Origin of the sequence: Microbacterium sp. NPDC089321, assembly GCF_040684935.1 — a bacterium.
Classification (GTDB): domain Bacteria; phylum Actinomycetota; class Actinomycetes; order Actinomycetales; family Microbacteriaceae; genus Microbacterium.
In genome coordinates, this window is sequence record NZ_JBFBGX010000001.1 from 561,111 (window position 1) to 574,641 (window position 13,531).

At 70.2% G+C, this 13,531-nt stretch carries 13 protein-coding genes; 3 read left to right on the forward strand and 10 right to left on the reverse strand.

The genetic code is table 11. The annotated features are described in order from the left end of the window. Nucleotides 1–8: 8 nt before the first annotated feature. Nucleotides 9–1,430, reverse strand: coding sequence for a GH1 family beta-glucosidase (locus AB0N59_RS02650; protein WP_363478313.1), 1,422 nt, complete (start codon nt 1,428–1,430; stop codon nt 9–11). Between the two features lie 75 nt (nt 1,431–1,505). Here AB0N59_RS02650 and AB0N59_RS02655 point away from each other — a divergent pair, with 75 nt between their 5' ends. Then, nucleotides 1,506–2,024, forward strand: a complete 519-nt coding sequence (locus AB0N59_RS02655; RefSeq protein ID WP_363478316.1) for an adenine phosphoribosyltransferase — start codon at nt 1,506–1,508, stop codon at nt 2,022–2,024. Between the two features lie 107 nt (nt 2,025–2,131). Here the strand turns inward: AB0N59_RS02655 and AB0N59_RS02660 are convergent, their stop codons facing one another. The 3 genes from AB0N59_RS02660 to AB0N59_RS02670 form a co-directional block, all read right to left on the reverse strand. Then, nucleotides 2,132–2,800 (reverse strand): MerR family transcriptional regulator, encoded by a 669-nt coding sequence (locus AB0N59_RS02660; protein WP_363478319.1) that lies wholly within the window; start codon nt 2,798–2,800, stop codon nt 2,132–2,134. 261 nt (nt 2,801–3,061) lie between these two features. Beyond that, nucleotides 3,062–4,057, reverse strand: a complete 996-nt coding sequence (locus AB0N59_RS02665; protein WP_363478322.1) for a cation diffusion facilitator family transporter — start codon at nt 4,055–4,057, stop codon at nt 3,062–3,064. Further along, nucleotides 4,054–4,533, reverse strand: a complete 480-nt coding sequence (locus tag AB0N59_RS02670; RefSeq protein WP_363478325.1) for a transporter substrate-binding domain-containing protein — start codon at nt 4,531–4,533, stop codon at nt 4,054–4,056. The genes AB0N59_RS02665 and AB0N59_RS02670 overlap by 4 nt, the downstream gene beginning before the upstream one ends. A 132-nt stretch (nt 4,534–4,665) precedes the next feature. Here AB0N59_RS02670 and purS point away from each other — a divergent pair, with 132 nt between their 5' ends. Continuing rightward, nucleotides 4,666–4,914: a phosphoribosylformylglycinamidine synthase subunit PurS gene (gene purS, locus AB0N59_RS02675; RefSeq protein WP_363478328.1), complete on the forward strand. Its 249-nt coding sequence runs from the start codon at nt 4,666–4,668 to the stop codon at nt 4,912–4,914. Further along, nucleotides 4,911–5,618 (forward strand): phosphoribosylformylglycinamidine synthase subunit PurQ, encoded by a 708-nt coding sequence (purQ, locus tag AB0N59_RS02680; protein ID WP_363478331.1) that lies wholly within the window; start codon nt 4,911–4,913, stop codon nt 5,616–5,618. Before purS ends, purQ begins: the two co-directional genes overlap by 4 nt. 108 nt (nt 5,619–5,726) lie before the next feature. Here purQ and AB0N59_RS02685 read toward each other — a convergent pair whose 3' ends face one another. The 6 genes from AB0N59_RS02685 to AB0N59_RS02710 all read right to left on the reverse strand — a co-directional run bounded on the left by AB0N59_RS02685 (nt 5,727) and on the right by AB0N59_RS02710 (nt 13,417). Beyond that, nucleotides 5,727–6,155 carry a DUF1761 domain-containing protein gene (locus AB0N59_RS02685; protein ID WP_363478334.1) on the reverse strand — a complete coding sequence of 143 codons (429 nt, stop codon included), beginning with the start codon at nt 6,153–6,155 and terminating at the stop codon, nt 5,727–5,729. A 93-nt stretch (nt 6,156–6,248) separates the two neighbouring features. Continuing rightward, complete coding sequence (locus AB0N59_RS02690; protein ID WP_363478337.1) at nt 6,249–7,007, reverse strand: SDR family oxidoreductase; 759 nt, start codon at nt 7,005–7,007, stop codon at nt 6,249–6,251. 39 nt (nt 7,008–7,046) lie between these two features. Next, a complete protein-coding gene (locus AB0N59_RS02695; protein WP_363478340.1) occupies nt 7,047–8,363 on the reverse strand; it encodes an NAD(+)/NADH kinase in 1,317 nt (438 codons plus the stop codon). A gap of 4 nt (nt 8,364–8,367) precedes the next feature. Then, nucleotides 8,368–9,939: an aminomethyl-transferring glycine dehydrogenase subunit GcvPB gene (gene gcvPB, locus AB0N59_RS02700; RefSeq protein ID WP_363478342.1), complete on the reverse strand. Its 1,572-nt coding sequence runs from the start codon at nt 9,937–9,939 to the stop codon at nt 8,368–8,370. Continuing rightward, on the reverse strand, nt 9,939–11,318 hold the full coding sequence (gene gcvPA, locus AB0N59_RS02705; protein ID WP_363478345.1) for an aminomethyl-transferring glycine dehydrogenase subunit GcvPA: 1,380 nt from the start codon (nt 11,316–11,318) through the stop codon (nt 9,939–9,941). The genes gcvPB and gcvPA overlap by 1 nt, the downstream gene beginning before the upstream one ends. After that, complete coding sequence (locus AB0N59_RS02710; RefSeq protein WP_363478348.1) at nt 11,315–13,417, reverse strand: beta-galactosidase; 2,103 nt, start codon at nt 13,415–13,417, stop codon at nt 11,315–11,317. The genes gcvPA and AB0N59_RS02710 overlap by 4 nt, the downstream gene beginning before the upstream one ends. Between the last annotated feature and the right edge of the window lie 114 nt (nt 13,418–13,531).

A 13,531-nucleotide genomic window follows, 5' to 3' on the forward strand; every position in this document is an offset into this window, starting at 1 on the left:
GCCGTCGCTCAGCGACCGGTGTGTGCGGCGATGATCCGAGCGTACTCCTGGCCGCTCTGCTTGATCGTCCGCTGCTGCGTCTGGTAATCGACGCGCACGATGCCGAAGCGCTTGGCGTATCCCCATGCCCACTCGTAGTTGTCCATGAGCGACCAGTAGAAGTAGCCTCGCACGTCGACGCCCTGCTCGATCGCGTCGAGCGTCGCCTCGACATGCGCGCGCAGGAAGTCGGTGCGCTCGACGTCGGCCACTTCGCCCTCCGGCCCCACCTCGTCGTCGTAGGCGGCGCCGTTCTCGGTGACGTAGAGCGGCACGTCGCCCGAGTAGTCGTTCGCGACGCGCACGAGCAGCCGGGTGAGCCCCTCGGGCTGCACCTCCCAGTCCATGCCGGTGCGCGGCAGGCCGCGTTCGACCCAGTGGATGCCCTCGTTCGAGGGGAACGGCGAGCGCGTCTCGCGCTGCTGACCCTCGGTCTGATGCGGGTCTCCTCCGCCCGGCTGCGGATGCCCCGACAGCAGCTCGCCGTGGTAGTAGTTCACGCCCAGTGCGTCGAGCGGGGCCGAGATGATGTCGAGGTCGCCCGGCTTCACGGCATCCTGCCATTCGGCGACAGCCGCCGGGTCGACCTCGCGGAAGTCGCGGACGATGTCGGCCGGGTACTCGCCGTGGAAGAGGGGGCTGAGGAACCAGCCGTTGAACTGCCCGTCGATGCGGCGGGCGGCGTCGATGTCGAGCGGGTCGTCGACGTCGGCGGGGTCGGCCACCGTGAGGTTGAGCGTGATGCCGATGTCGAGGGAGGCATCGCGTTCGCGCAGCGCCTGCACGGCGCTGCCGTGGGCGAGCAGCAGGTGGTGCGAGGCGAGCAGTCCGTCGCGGATGCTGGTGCGTCCCGGCGCGTGCACCCCGGCGGTGTACGAGAGGAACGACGAGCACCACGGCTCGTTCATGGTGGTCCAGTGCTGCACACGGTCGCCGAGCACGTCGTGCACGCTGAGCGCGTAGTCGGTGAAGCGGGCGACGATGTCGCGGTTCGTCCAGCCGCCCTGCTCTTCGAGCGCCTGCGGCATGTCCCAGTGGTGCAGTGTGAGCCACGGCACGATCTCGGCCGCGAGCAGCTCGTCGACGAGCCGGCTGTAGAAGTCGAGCCCGGCGGCGTTGACGGGGCCGCCGTCGGGGCGCACGCGCGACCACGAGGTCGAGAAGCGGTAGGTCTGCAGGCCCAGCCGCTTCATCAGCGCGACGTCGTCGGCGTAGCGGTGGTAGTGGTCGCACGCGACGTCACCGTTCTCGCCGCCCACGACGGCACCGGGAACGCGCGCGAAGGCGTCCCAGATGGATGCCGTGCGGCCGTCCTCGAAGGCCGCACCCTCGATCTGGTAGGCGGCGGTGGCGGCGCCGAAGAGGAAGCCCTCGGGAAAGGTTCGCGTCATGACAACATGATGCCACGACTGCCTTGGGAGCGCTCCCACAGATTTCACCGGAGTCCCGTTCGGTACCCTTGATCGGTGAACTCCGAACTGGCACGCGCCGAGTCCCTGATCGCCTCGATCCCCGACTACCCGCAGCCGGGCATCCTGTTCCGCGACATCACTCCGCTGCTGGCCGATGCCGAGGCGCTGCGCGTGACCACCGAGGCGCTCATCGAGCCCTTCGCCGGATCGTTCGACGTCGTCGCGGGCATCGAGGCGCGCGGGTTCATCCTCGCCGGAGCAGCCGCGATCACCGCCGGCGTCGGCTTCGTGCCTATCCGCAAGGCCGGCAAGCTGCCCCGCCCCGCGGCATCGGTCGACTACGCGCTCGAGTACGGCTCGGCGACGGTCGAGATGCACGACGACCTGCCCTCAGGAACCCGCATCCTGCTGATCGACGACGTGCTCGCCACGGGCGGCACCCTCGCGGCCGGACGCGAGATCGTCGAGAACCTCGGGTACGCGGTCGCCGGCATCAGCGTGCTGTTCGAGATCGACGGCCTCGGCGGACGCGACGTCATCGGCGACCTGCACACCGTCTTCCACTCGGCCTGACCCAGGTCGGAAGCACCAGAGCATCCGGTTCGGCACCGGCGTGGCACACGCCGACACTCCGACCGGCGCTCGAATCGTCCGAGGGATCCGACAACCGGCGACGGCCGTCAGCGGGCCGGGGGCCGGGCGATGTCGGCAGGAGCGACGCCTCGCTCGATCGCGGAGCGGACGGATGCCGCAGCGTGGGCGAGGCTGCTGATCGCGACGAGCTGACGGGCACGGGCGTTCACCGCGAGCAGCATCCGCCTCGCCACCTCGTCGGGCGACCCGTCTGGCCGGAGGGCTGCGACGTTGCCGCCGGCCAGCGGCTCGAGGGCGTCGGCGTACTGCATGAGAGTCTCGACGTCGTAGTCGAGACCGACCTCCGACGCCTGCGCGAGGGCGTAGGTGAGCCCGCGCTCCGCCGCACCCGGGTATCCGCGCCAGTCGCGCCGGCGCATGAGCTCGTGCGTCCGTTCACGGAACTCGGCGACCGCAGGGTCGGCAGCGATGTCGTCCGGAACGCCGAGCGCGAACTCCTGGCACGCGTTCATGACCTCGAGCGTGGTGACGCCGGGCGTGTCGATCAACCCGGTCAGCGACAGGATCGCGGCGGTCGATGCACCGTACATGTCGCGCAGCACGAGGATGAGCCTCGCGCGCTCGACGTGCCGCTGCTCGTACACCGCCGTGGTGCGGTTCTTCAACGATCCGACGGGCATCATGCCCACCCTGATCCAGTGCTTCAGCGTCGTCGTGCTGACGCCGCTCTGCGCTGCGAGCGCGCTGAGCTTCATGCTCTCTTCTCCCCCGAGGTCGCTGCGGTCGACCGGCGCATTGGAGAGCAATCGACGTCGACGCTCTCCACGATGCGCATCTGCTGCGACGACTCTAGCCTGATAGCCGCCGGACTCATCTGCGCCTGAGGGCTCTGCGCGCAGGCGCCGACGAGTGGGGACTCATCGGCTGGCCCGGTCGAAGCACCGCCGGGGGGTGCGTCGCTTCGGCCGGGCTGTCCTGGTTCCGCCCGGGTCGCACTGCCCGAGCGGGGTGTCTGCTCAGATGTTCCGCTCCGACTGCCTGGTGCGGGCGCCGCCGACCTCCTCCGGCAGGCGGTCGATCGGCACGAGCACGATGTCCTGCACCTTCCAGTCCAGGTCGATGCACGCATCCCTGGCATCCGTCATCTGCTCGAGCGACGGCATCCGGCCGTCGCGGGGCACGACGAACGACTCGACGTGCAGCACGTGACCCTGGTCGCGCACGCGCGACCCCGCCTCCGCCACCCACGGAAGCCCCCGCAGCAGCTCGTCGATCCGGCCGGTGAGCGGATGCCTCTTCCCGTCGTCGAAGGTCGTCGCCGCGGTGTCGATGAGGTCGGTGATCGCCGCCCGCAGATTCTTCACGCCATCCCAGAGGATGCTGCCGGCGATGAAGATCGCGGCAGCGGCATCCGTCCACCACCATCCGATGCCGATTCCCAGAACGCCGACGATCGACCCGGCCGCGGTCATCCAGTCGGCCTTGTTCATGTCGGCGTCGGCGTAGAGCACCTTGTCGTGCAGCTGCTTGGCCAGCCGCATCTTGACCCGGCCGAACCAGATGGGCAGCGGGATCGTCAGCGCGAGCGCGCCGATCATCAGCCAGCCCAGCCAGATCGGATGACCGAACAGCACGACCGTGCCGATGGGCGGATGCTCGCCGCTGATCAGCCCGATCGCCGAGTCGATGATGAGAAAGGCCCCCATCGCGAACAGCGCGACGCCGGCCACCAGATGCGCGACGCCGACCGCGCGGTGGTACCCGTAGGGGTAGCGGGCGTTCGGCGCCCTGTTGACGATGCGCACGGCCACGAGGAACGCGATCGGCGGCGCGAGAGAGAGCAGATCCTCGACCCAGGCGGCCTTCATCGCCTGTGAGCTGCCCATCACCAGATAGACGCCCGTGATCGCCACCGCGAGAAAGGCCAGAGAGCCCCATTCGATCCGGACGGCCGCGCGCAGCGCCTTCTCCTGCTCCTCCGGAAGCTCGGTGTGACCGAATCGCGTCGTCATGATGCGCCCTCCTCGTGCAGGAACGTCTCGAGCTCGCTGAGCAGCGCGTTCTCGCCCATCCGCACGATCATCACGTGCTTCTCGACGCCGTGCTCGGTGCGCCGTTCGGTGTAGGGCCGCGTGACGGCCCCGCCTTCGGTCCACGGGGTGTCGTCGCGGAATCCGCCGATCACCATGTCGATCTCGCCGCGTTCCAGGGCGTCGAGCAGGAGCGCCTCGCTGCCGGTCGCCCACTGCACCTCGGCGTCGAGCGTCTCGGCGAACTCCGTCACCAGCTCGGGCTCGAGTCCGGACGGCTCGCCACCGGCATCCAGCTCCACCCAGGGCGAGAGCTCGGTGGCGCCGACCCGAAGGGTGCCGCCCTCGACGCGCTCGATGGTGCCGTGCGGGTCGGCCGGAATCCGCATGCCGCAGCCGGAGAGCCCGACGACGGCCACGCAGACCAGCGCAGAGAGGGCGAGGCGAGACGTCTTCATGAGGCGACCATAGCCACGCGCCGCGCACCGCCGCACGCCCGAGAGCACCCCTTGACAACGGCCGCCGGGGTCGGCCACCGTCGGTCGTCTCGACGGCATGCGGATCCCCTGTCATCGCCTAGAATCGGGGGTATGCCCACCATCGTCGTCGACGTCATGCCCAAGGCCGAACTGCTCGACCCGCAGGGGAAGGCCGTCTCCGGCGCCTTCGCCCGCATGGGTGTCGAGAACTTCAGTCAGGTCCGCATCGGTAAGCGCTTCGAGCTCACCGTCGACGGCGAGGTCACCGACGAGGTGCTGGCCGAGGCCCGCCGCCTCGCCGAGGACGTGCTGTCGAACTCCGTCATCGAGGATGTCGTGGGAGTCGAGGTCGCGCAGTGAGCGTGCGCATCGGCGTCATCACCTTCCCCGGTTCGCTCGACGACCGTGACGCGCAGCGCGCGGTGCGCATCGCCGGCGCTGAGCCCGTCGCCCTCTGGCACGGCTCGCACGACCTCGAGGGCGTCGACGCTCTGGTGCTGCCCGGCGGCTTCAGCTACGGCGACTACCTGCGCTCCGGCGCGATCGCGGCGCTCTCGCCGATCATGGCCGAGGTCAAGGACGCCGCCGCCAAGGGCATGCCCGTGCTCGGCATCTGCAACGGATTCCAGATGCTCGTCGAGGCGCACCTTCTGCCCGGCGGCCTGATCCGCAACGACCACCAGCACTTCGTGCGTCGCGATCAGCGGCTGACCGTCGAGAACAACGACACCGCGTGGACGAACACGTTCTCGAAGGCACAGGAGATCGTCATCCCCCTGAAGAACGGCGAGGGCGGCTACATCGCAGCTGACGAGACCCTCGACCGGCTCGAGGGCGAGGGCCTGGTCGCGTTCCGCTACGCGGGCGTCAACCCGAACGGCTCGCTGCGCGACATCGCTGGCCTCACGAACGAGAGCGGCAACGTGGTCGGCCTGATGCCGCACCCCGAGCACGCCACCGAGGCCGGATTCGGCCCCGACACGAGCGCCGCGATGCGCTCGGGAGTCGACGGACTGGGCTTCTTCGAGAGCGCGATCGCCGCCGTCGCCCGCGTGGCCGCGTAGCGATCGCAGACGCCGGGCAGGCTCCGCTGCCGCGGTTCGGGCCCGTCCCCATTCTTGGGGGGCGGGCCCGAACTGCATCCGGATGCCGGGGTCGGAGACCCGCGGGTGTCAGAGACCTGCCGGCGGCCACGCGCCGATGATGAGCGCCATCACGACGACCGTGACGAGCTCGTGCGCGATGTTCAGCGTGGTCAGCCGGGTCGAGCGCCCCTCGAAGGCATCGTGGGTGATGAAGCGGGCAGCCGTGAAACCGGCCCACAGCGTGACCGACGTGACGACGGATGCCCAGAAGTACGAGCCCTCGTAGAAGTGCCAGGCGATGGTCGCGGCTCCCGCGAGCACCCAGGCGGTCACGAAGCTGACGAGCACCGTGGTGATCATCGGCCACAGCGGCCCGCGGGTCGGATGCTCGAGATCGACGCCCGCGAGGCGCGCCCAGCGCTCGCCCATCACTCCCCTCGCGTACCAGATCGCGCCGACCACCATGCTCGACGCGGTCGCGACCAGCACGGCCCAGTAGTTGATCTCGGGAACCATGACGCCTCCTCGCTCGGTTGCGGTCAGGATACTCCCGGCGGGCAGCGCGCGCCCTGGCATCCGCCGCCCGGGTCGCAGATGTCGCCGCGGGCGTCAGGCGATGCCGCCGCCGTCGACGACGAGCGCCGACCCGGTGACGTACGACGCCTCGTCGCTGGCCAGCCACACGACCGCGGCCGCGATCTCGCTCGGCTGGCCCATCCGGTTCAGCGGGCGCTCGGCCGCCTCGGCCAGGAACCCGGTCTGGTCCTGCCCCAGCTGGCGGGCCTCTTCGCGCAGCATCCCGGTGTCGACGTCGCCGGGGTTGACGGAGTTGACGCGGATGCCGTCGGGGCCGTGGTCGATGGCCAGCGCGCGCGTCATGTTCACCACCGCGCCCTTCGACGCGCAGTACGAGATCGCCTGGCCGCCGCCCTTGAGGCCCCAGCCCGAGCCGGTGTTGACGATCGAGCCGCCGCCGTTCGCCTTCATGATCGGCACGACGTGCTTGCACATGAGGAAGATCGCGCGCACGTTCACGCCGAACACGCGATCCCACTCCTCGACCGTCGTCTCGACGGCGGTGGTGCGGCGGATGATGCCGGCGTTGTTGAACACGACGTCGATGCCGCCGAGCTCCTCGTTCGCCGTCTCGACGACGCGGACGATGTCGTCTTCGCTCGAGACGTCGGCGGCGATGGCGACGGCGGTGCCGCCCGCGGCGCGGATCTCTTCGGCGACGGCTTCGGCGGCTTCGGCGTTGAGGTCGACGACGGCGACCGATGCGCCCTCGGCCGCGAAGGCGAGCGAGGTCGCGCGGCCGATGCCTCCGGCGCCACCGGTGACGATGGCCTTCTTGTTCTCGAGACGCATGAGGATTCCTTTACTTCGTTGCGGGTCGGTGTCGAGTGATCAGGGAACGAGCTCGGGCGCGGCGACAGCGTACAGGCTGGTGGTCGACGCCCCGGTGATGATGCGGATGTGGCCCGTCAGTCGTGCATCGACAGCGGGATCGCCGGTCTCGACGATGAGCGGGCGGCCGTGCAGGTCGATGATCTTCTGCTCCGGTGCCACGACCAGGAGAGGGTCGTCGCCGAGCGCACGGATGACGGCTGCAGAGAGCTGCTGGTTGCCGCGGCCGAGCAGGAACCCCTGGCCGCCGATCACCGTGATGACCGCCTGGGCAGGACCCAGAGCGATCTCGGCGAGCAGCTGCTCTTCGCTCGCCGACGACAGCAGCCGCCGACCGTCGAGGATCACGTCGACGCCCAGCGGCGACTTCTCGATGCCGAGCTGCCTGGCGATCTCGGCGGTCGTGCCGCCCGGTCCGAGCAGATACCGGATGCCCGGCTGCATGCGGGCGACCGCGCCACGAGCGGCCGCGGCGACGGCGGCGGCTTCGGAGGCAGGGGTGGCGGCCTTGCGCGCCTGCGTGCGACCGATGCGGAACGGCACGCGCAACATTCCGAACAGCTGCGGCTCGACGCGCGCGCGGCGCATCGCCGCCTCGTCGATGTCGAGCACCTCGCGCTCGGTGACGGGCAGCCCGCCGTCGACCCAGTCGGCCGCGAGCGAGCCGGCTGCCCGCGGGCTGACGGCGAACACCGGCGAGTACATCTTCACGCCGGACGGGATGCCGAGCACGGCCGGCTGCCGTTCACAACTCAGGAGCTCCGCGGGGGAACCGGCCTGCGGGGCGTCCACTGCGACCGATCGACCAGGACTCTCCTGAGTTGCGTACGTCAACCCGGCGAGCCCGGCGGCGGCGTCACGCAGCGTGCCGTCGCCTCCAGCCACGAGGATCAGCGTCGCCCCGGCCTCGGCGAGCGCGGCGACGGCCGCCGAGGTGTCGGATGCCGAGGTCGCGGGCCGCACGAGAACAGGAGGACTCGCCGGTACAGGACCATCCACGGCGGATTCTCCTGTGCTCGCGGATTCTCCTGTGCTCGGTAACGCAGCCGGGGTCGCCCCGCCGCGGGGGTCGTACACGACACGGGCCTCCAGGCCAGCGGCGCGCACGGCATCGGCGCCCATCGCCCCCGCCGCGGTGGCGATGACGAGCGACGGATGCCTGGCCGCCAGCGTCTGCAGTGCGACGGTCGCCCGCTCCTGCGCGCGGGAGTGCGCGCCGCGCGAGACCGCGAGACGCTGCACCTCGGCGCCGTCGGAGCCGGCGAGGCCCGCGGGCCCGCCGACTCCGGCGACAGGGTTGACGACCAGTCCGATCACGCGATCACGCCTCGGCGAAGTGCTTGCGCTGATAGGCGCGCCACGTGACGGCCCAGCGCTCCGGGTCGTCGAGATCCTCGTGGTGGGTGTGGTGCACGGTCTGGTTGTGCGGGGCGGTGCGCACGACCTCCGGGGTCTCACGGGCCTCGCGCGCCACCTCGGCCAGCGTCGCGGCGTACTCGTCGAGCTCGGCCATCGAGTACGACTCGGTGGGCTCGAGCGTGAACGGCTGCGGAACGACGTACGGGTGGTGGCTGGTCCAGTAGTGCATGCCGAAGTCCGACATGCGGATGCCGATCTCCTCCGACGAGATGCCGGTCTCCTGATACAGCTCCTCCCACGAGTAGCGCACCTGCTCGATGCGGCGGCGTCCGGTCGCGTACGGCGCCGATGCTCCGGGGATCTCGAGCACCTTCGCCATGAGGTAGTTGTTGTTGAGCACGGCGGTCTCGGCTGCGGCGAGCAGGCCATCGGCGCCGAGCGCCATGATCCACGAGTAGGCCTTGACGAGCGCGGGGATCACTCCGAAGAACGGGCCGACCGCGCCGATCGACTGCGCGCCGGCCTCGGCGACGGCGAACGTGCCGTCGTCTTCGCGCACCACGCGCGGACCGGGCAGGAACGGCGCGAGCGCCGAGCTCACCGCGTTGGCGCCCGAGCCGGGGCCGCCGCAGCCGTGCGGGGTGCCGAAGGTCTTGTGCAGGTTGAAGTGGCACACGTCGAAGCCGGCGTCGCGGGCGCGGGTGATGCCCAGGATGCCGTTGGCGTTCGCCTGGTCGTACGAGGCGAGCGCGCCGACGGCGTGCGCCGCGTCGACCCACTCCTTGATCGCCGGGTTGTAGATGCCGGTGTCCTCGGGGTTGGTGACCATGATCGCCGCGGTGCGGGGCGAGAGCGCGGCCTTCAGCGCGTCGAGCGAGGGGTAGCCCTCGGCATCCGGATACACGGTGATGACCTCGTAGCCGGCGGCCTTCGCGGCGGCGGCGTTCGAGGGGTGGCTGAAGATCGTGGTGATGACCTCGCGGCGCTGCTCGCCCTCGCCGTTGGCCTCGTGGTACTTGCGGATCATCGCGATGTTCGACCAGATCGCGGCCGAGCCGCCCTGCGTGTGCAGCGACACTTCGTCCATGCCCGAGATCTCGGCGAGCATGCGCTCGAGCTGCCACAGGATCTCGAGCACGCCCTGCGCGTCGGCGGGATCCTGGTGCGGGTGCATGGCGGTGACCTGCGGTGCGCCGGCGAGCTGGTCGTTGATCTTCGGCGCGTACTTCATGGTGCAGGTGCCCTGGCCGATGTCGACGTTGAAGTCGGCGCCCAGGTTCTCCTGCGACAGGCGCAGGTAGTGCTTGAGCACGCGCATCTGGCCCATCTCGGGCAGCTTCGCCTTCGAGGGGCGGCGCAGCGAGACGGGCAGGTCGGCAACGACGTCGCCGACGGCATCCCGGATGCCGGGCTCGACCTGCGAGACGAGCACGCCGCGCTCGCCGGGCGTCGACAGCTCGAAGATGATCGGCTCGTCCCAGCGGGCCTGCTGGAAGCGGCGCAGGGCGGGCTTGGGTGCGACGGGGAGGGCCATCAGTTCTGCTCCTCTGCGAAGGCGGGGGCGGTGACCGCGGCGAGCGCCGAGGCCAGGGTGTCGATGTCTGGCTGCGTGGTCATCTCGGTGACGCACACGAGCAGGCGGTGCTCGCCGACGGCGACGCCGGGCTCGATGCCCTTCTCGCGCAGGCTGCGGATGACCTCGGATGCCGGGACGGGCAGCGTCACGGTGAACTCGCGCAGGTGCACGGCGTCGTCGTCGAGGGTCACGCCTGGGATCGCGGTGAGTGCCTGCTGGGCGTAGCGGGTGCGGGCGAGCAGCGTCTCGCCGAGCTCGGCCATGCCCTCGGGTCCCATGAGCGCGAGGTAGACGCCGGCGGCGATGCCCCAGAGGGCCGCGGCCGTTCCGACCCACTCCTTGCCCTCTTCGCGGTGTGCGAACGAGGTGCGGTCGTAGGCGACGTCGCCGAAGCCGTACTCGCCTGGCACGTCGGTCGACTCGAGTCCGAACAGGCGCGAGGGCATCTCCATGACGAAGCGCGTGTCGTCGTGCACCGCGATGAAGCCGCCGTGGGCACCGCCGAACCACTGGTGCAGGCCGAGCGACTGGATGTCGCCGGTGACGATGTCGGCGCCGTGCAGCGCCGGCGGGGTGAGCACGCCGTAGCCGATGGGGTCGGTGCCGACCACGACGACCGCGCCGGCCGCGTGCGCGGCATCCGCGATCTGCTGCAGGGCGGCCTCGACGGCTCCCGTCGCGCTGGGGGTCTCGATCCACACGGCGGCGACGTCGTCGCCGAGCGCCGCGGTGATCGCGGTGACGTCGGCGGTGCCGCCGGCCGTCGGGACGTGCTCGAGGGTCAGGTGGGCGCGCACGTAGTCGTGCACCTTGGCGAGCTTGGCCGGCAGCACGTCGCTCGCGACGAGCACGCGGCTGCGGCCGGTGATGCGGCCAGACATCGTGAGCCCCGTGGCGGTGGCCTGGTAGCCGTCGTAGGTCGGGACGTTCACGACGTCCATCTCGAGCAGCTCGGCCATCAGCGACTGGTACTGGAACAGCGCCTGGAAGCGACCGTGGTCTTCGTAGGGCTCGCCGGCGTATGCGGTGAGGAACTCGCTGCGTCCGATGACCTCGTCGACGACGGCGGGCACGTAGTGGTTGTAGGTGCCCGCGCCGAGGAAGCTGAGTCGCTCCTGCGTCGAGCGGTTCTTCGCGAGCAGGCCGCGCACGTGGCGGGCGAGGTCCTGCTCGGCGACGAACGGCGCCGGCAGGTCGAGCGGACGACCGAGGCGCAGCGACTCGGGCACGTCGGCGTAGAACTCGTCGACCGACGCGGCGCCGACGGCGGCGAGCATCGCCGCGCGCGACTCGGGCGCGGTGTTGGGGATGTACGGATGCACGAACGGCTGCGTCATGCCTGCTCCTTCGCAGTGGGTGTGGTCAGGGTGATGAAGGGGATCTCGGCCGCGCGGGGAGAGGCGACGACCGCGGCGCCGTAGCCGTCGAGCTCGACGACCTCGGCGGCCTCGGCCCCGGTGAGGAGGTCGATGCCTGATGCCGGAACCCGGAACGCCACGGGCTGTGCGCCGTGGTTGAGCAGGAACGTGTAGTCGGTCTCGTCGTCGGAGCGGGTGACGGCCTCGGCGTTCGCGTCGATCTGATCGCGGACGGGAAGCCCCGCAGCGCGCAGCAGATCGGCGAACACGGTGATCATGCCGTCGGGTGTGAGCATGGCGCTCACGTAGCTCGCCGAGCCCGTGCCGCTGCTGCGCCGGGTGACGGCGGGCAGCCCGTCGAGCACTCCGGACGCGTAGCGACCGCGCACGTCGACATCGGCATCCGCCTCGATCCACTCCGCCCAGCTGGGCACGTCGAGCGTGCCGGGCGCCGCATCGGCCGAGCCGTACGCGATGCGCTCGACGAGACCGTCGGCGATCGGCCACTGCTCATCGACCTCGATGCCGAGCAGGTCGCGCAGCGGGCCGGGCGCGCCGCCGTCGTGCACCTTCTCGGTGGCATCCACCACTCCCGAGAACGGGCCGACGATCAGGTGACCGCCGCGCTCGACGAAGCCCCGCAACGCCTCGGCCTGCGGCTCCTCGGCGATGTAGAGGTTGGGCACCACGACGACGTCGTACTTCTCGAAGGGGCCCGTGGCGCGCACGGTGTCGACCGGGTGGCCGAGCGTGTGCAGCGCACGGTGCCAGGCGCGGGCCTGCTGGGCCCACTGCAGACGCTGCGAGGGAAGCGACTCGATCGCGCTCGAGCCCCACCACGAGTCCCAGTCGACGACGAGGGCCACGCGAGAGCGCACCCGTGTGCCGCGCACCGGTTCGAGCTTGCGCAGCTCGAGACCGAGCGCCTTCGTCTCCTGGTAGCTGCGCGAGCGCTCGCCGCGATGACCGAGCATCGACGAGTGGAACTTCTCCTGCCCGTACTTGGCCTGGCGCCACTGGAAGAACATGACCGCGTCCGAGCCGTGTGCCACGGCCTGCAGGCTCTCGACACGGATCTTTCCCGGCGCCTTGGGCACGTTGATGTCGCGCCAGCTGGTCGCGCTCGCAGACGACTCGAGCAGCAGCCACGGACGCCCGCCCTTCAGCGACCGCATGAGCCCGTAGTTCAGCGCGGCGCCGACGTGCGAGGTCGGGTCTGCCGGCTCGGGGTACGCGTCGTCGGTGACGATGTCTTCGACTGCGGCGAAGTCCCAGTAGTCGAGGTCGCGGAACATGCTCATGAAGTTCGTGGTGACCGCGATGTCGGGCGTGACCTCGCGCAGCACGTCGATCTCGATCTGGAAGAGCTCGAGCATGGCATCCGACGAGAACCGCTCGAAGTCGAGCAGCTTCGTGGGGTTGATGGGCCCTGGTGCCTTCTTCGGGGTCTCGATGTGGTCCCACGAGGTGTAGCGCTGACCCCACACGTTGACGCCCCAGGCCTCGTTGAGTCCGTCGAGGTCGCCGTAGCGGTTCTGCAGCCAGCGGCGGAAGTGCCGGGCCGACTCGGGGCACCAGCAGCGCGAGACGTGGTCGCCGTACTCGTTCGAGATGTGCCACATCGCGAGGCCGGGGTGCTCGCCGTAGCGCTCGGCCATCGCGCGGGTCATGCGGGCGACGTTCTCGCGCCAGATCGGCGAAGACGGGCAGTAGGTCTGGCGGGAGCCGAATTCGAGCCGGTGGCCCTCGGAATCCCACGGACCCATCTCGGGGTGCTCGCGCAGCAGCCACGACGGCGGGGTGGCCGTCGCGGTGGCGAGGTCGATGCGGATCCCGGCTTCGTGCAGCAGGTCGATGATGCGGTCGAGCCAGCCCCAGTCATAGACACCGGGCTCGGGCTCGAGCTGCGGCCAGCTGAAGATCGGCAGGCTCACCATCGTGACGCCGGCCTCTTTCATGAGGCGGATGTCCTCGTGCCAGGTCTCCTCCGACCACTGGTCGGGGTTGTAGTCGCCGCCGTAGGCGAGGGCGTCGATCCGGACCTCCCGGATGCGCTCGTCGTCGCGGTGCTGGGTCACGGGGGCTCCTCACTGAGATGTGTGGACGAGATGCATTGTCCAATGTATTCTGTATACACAACACTAAGGCGAATCCGGGGACCGGTCAAGCCGTAGGCTGACGCTCGGGAGGGA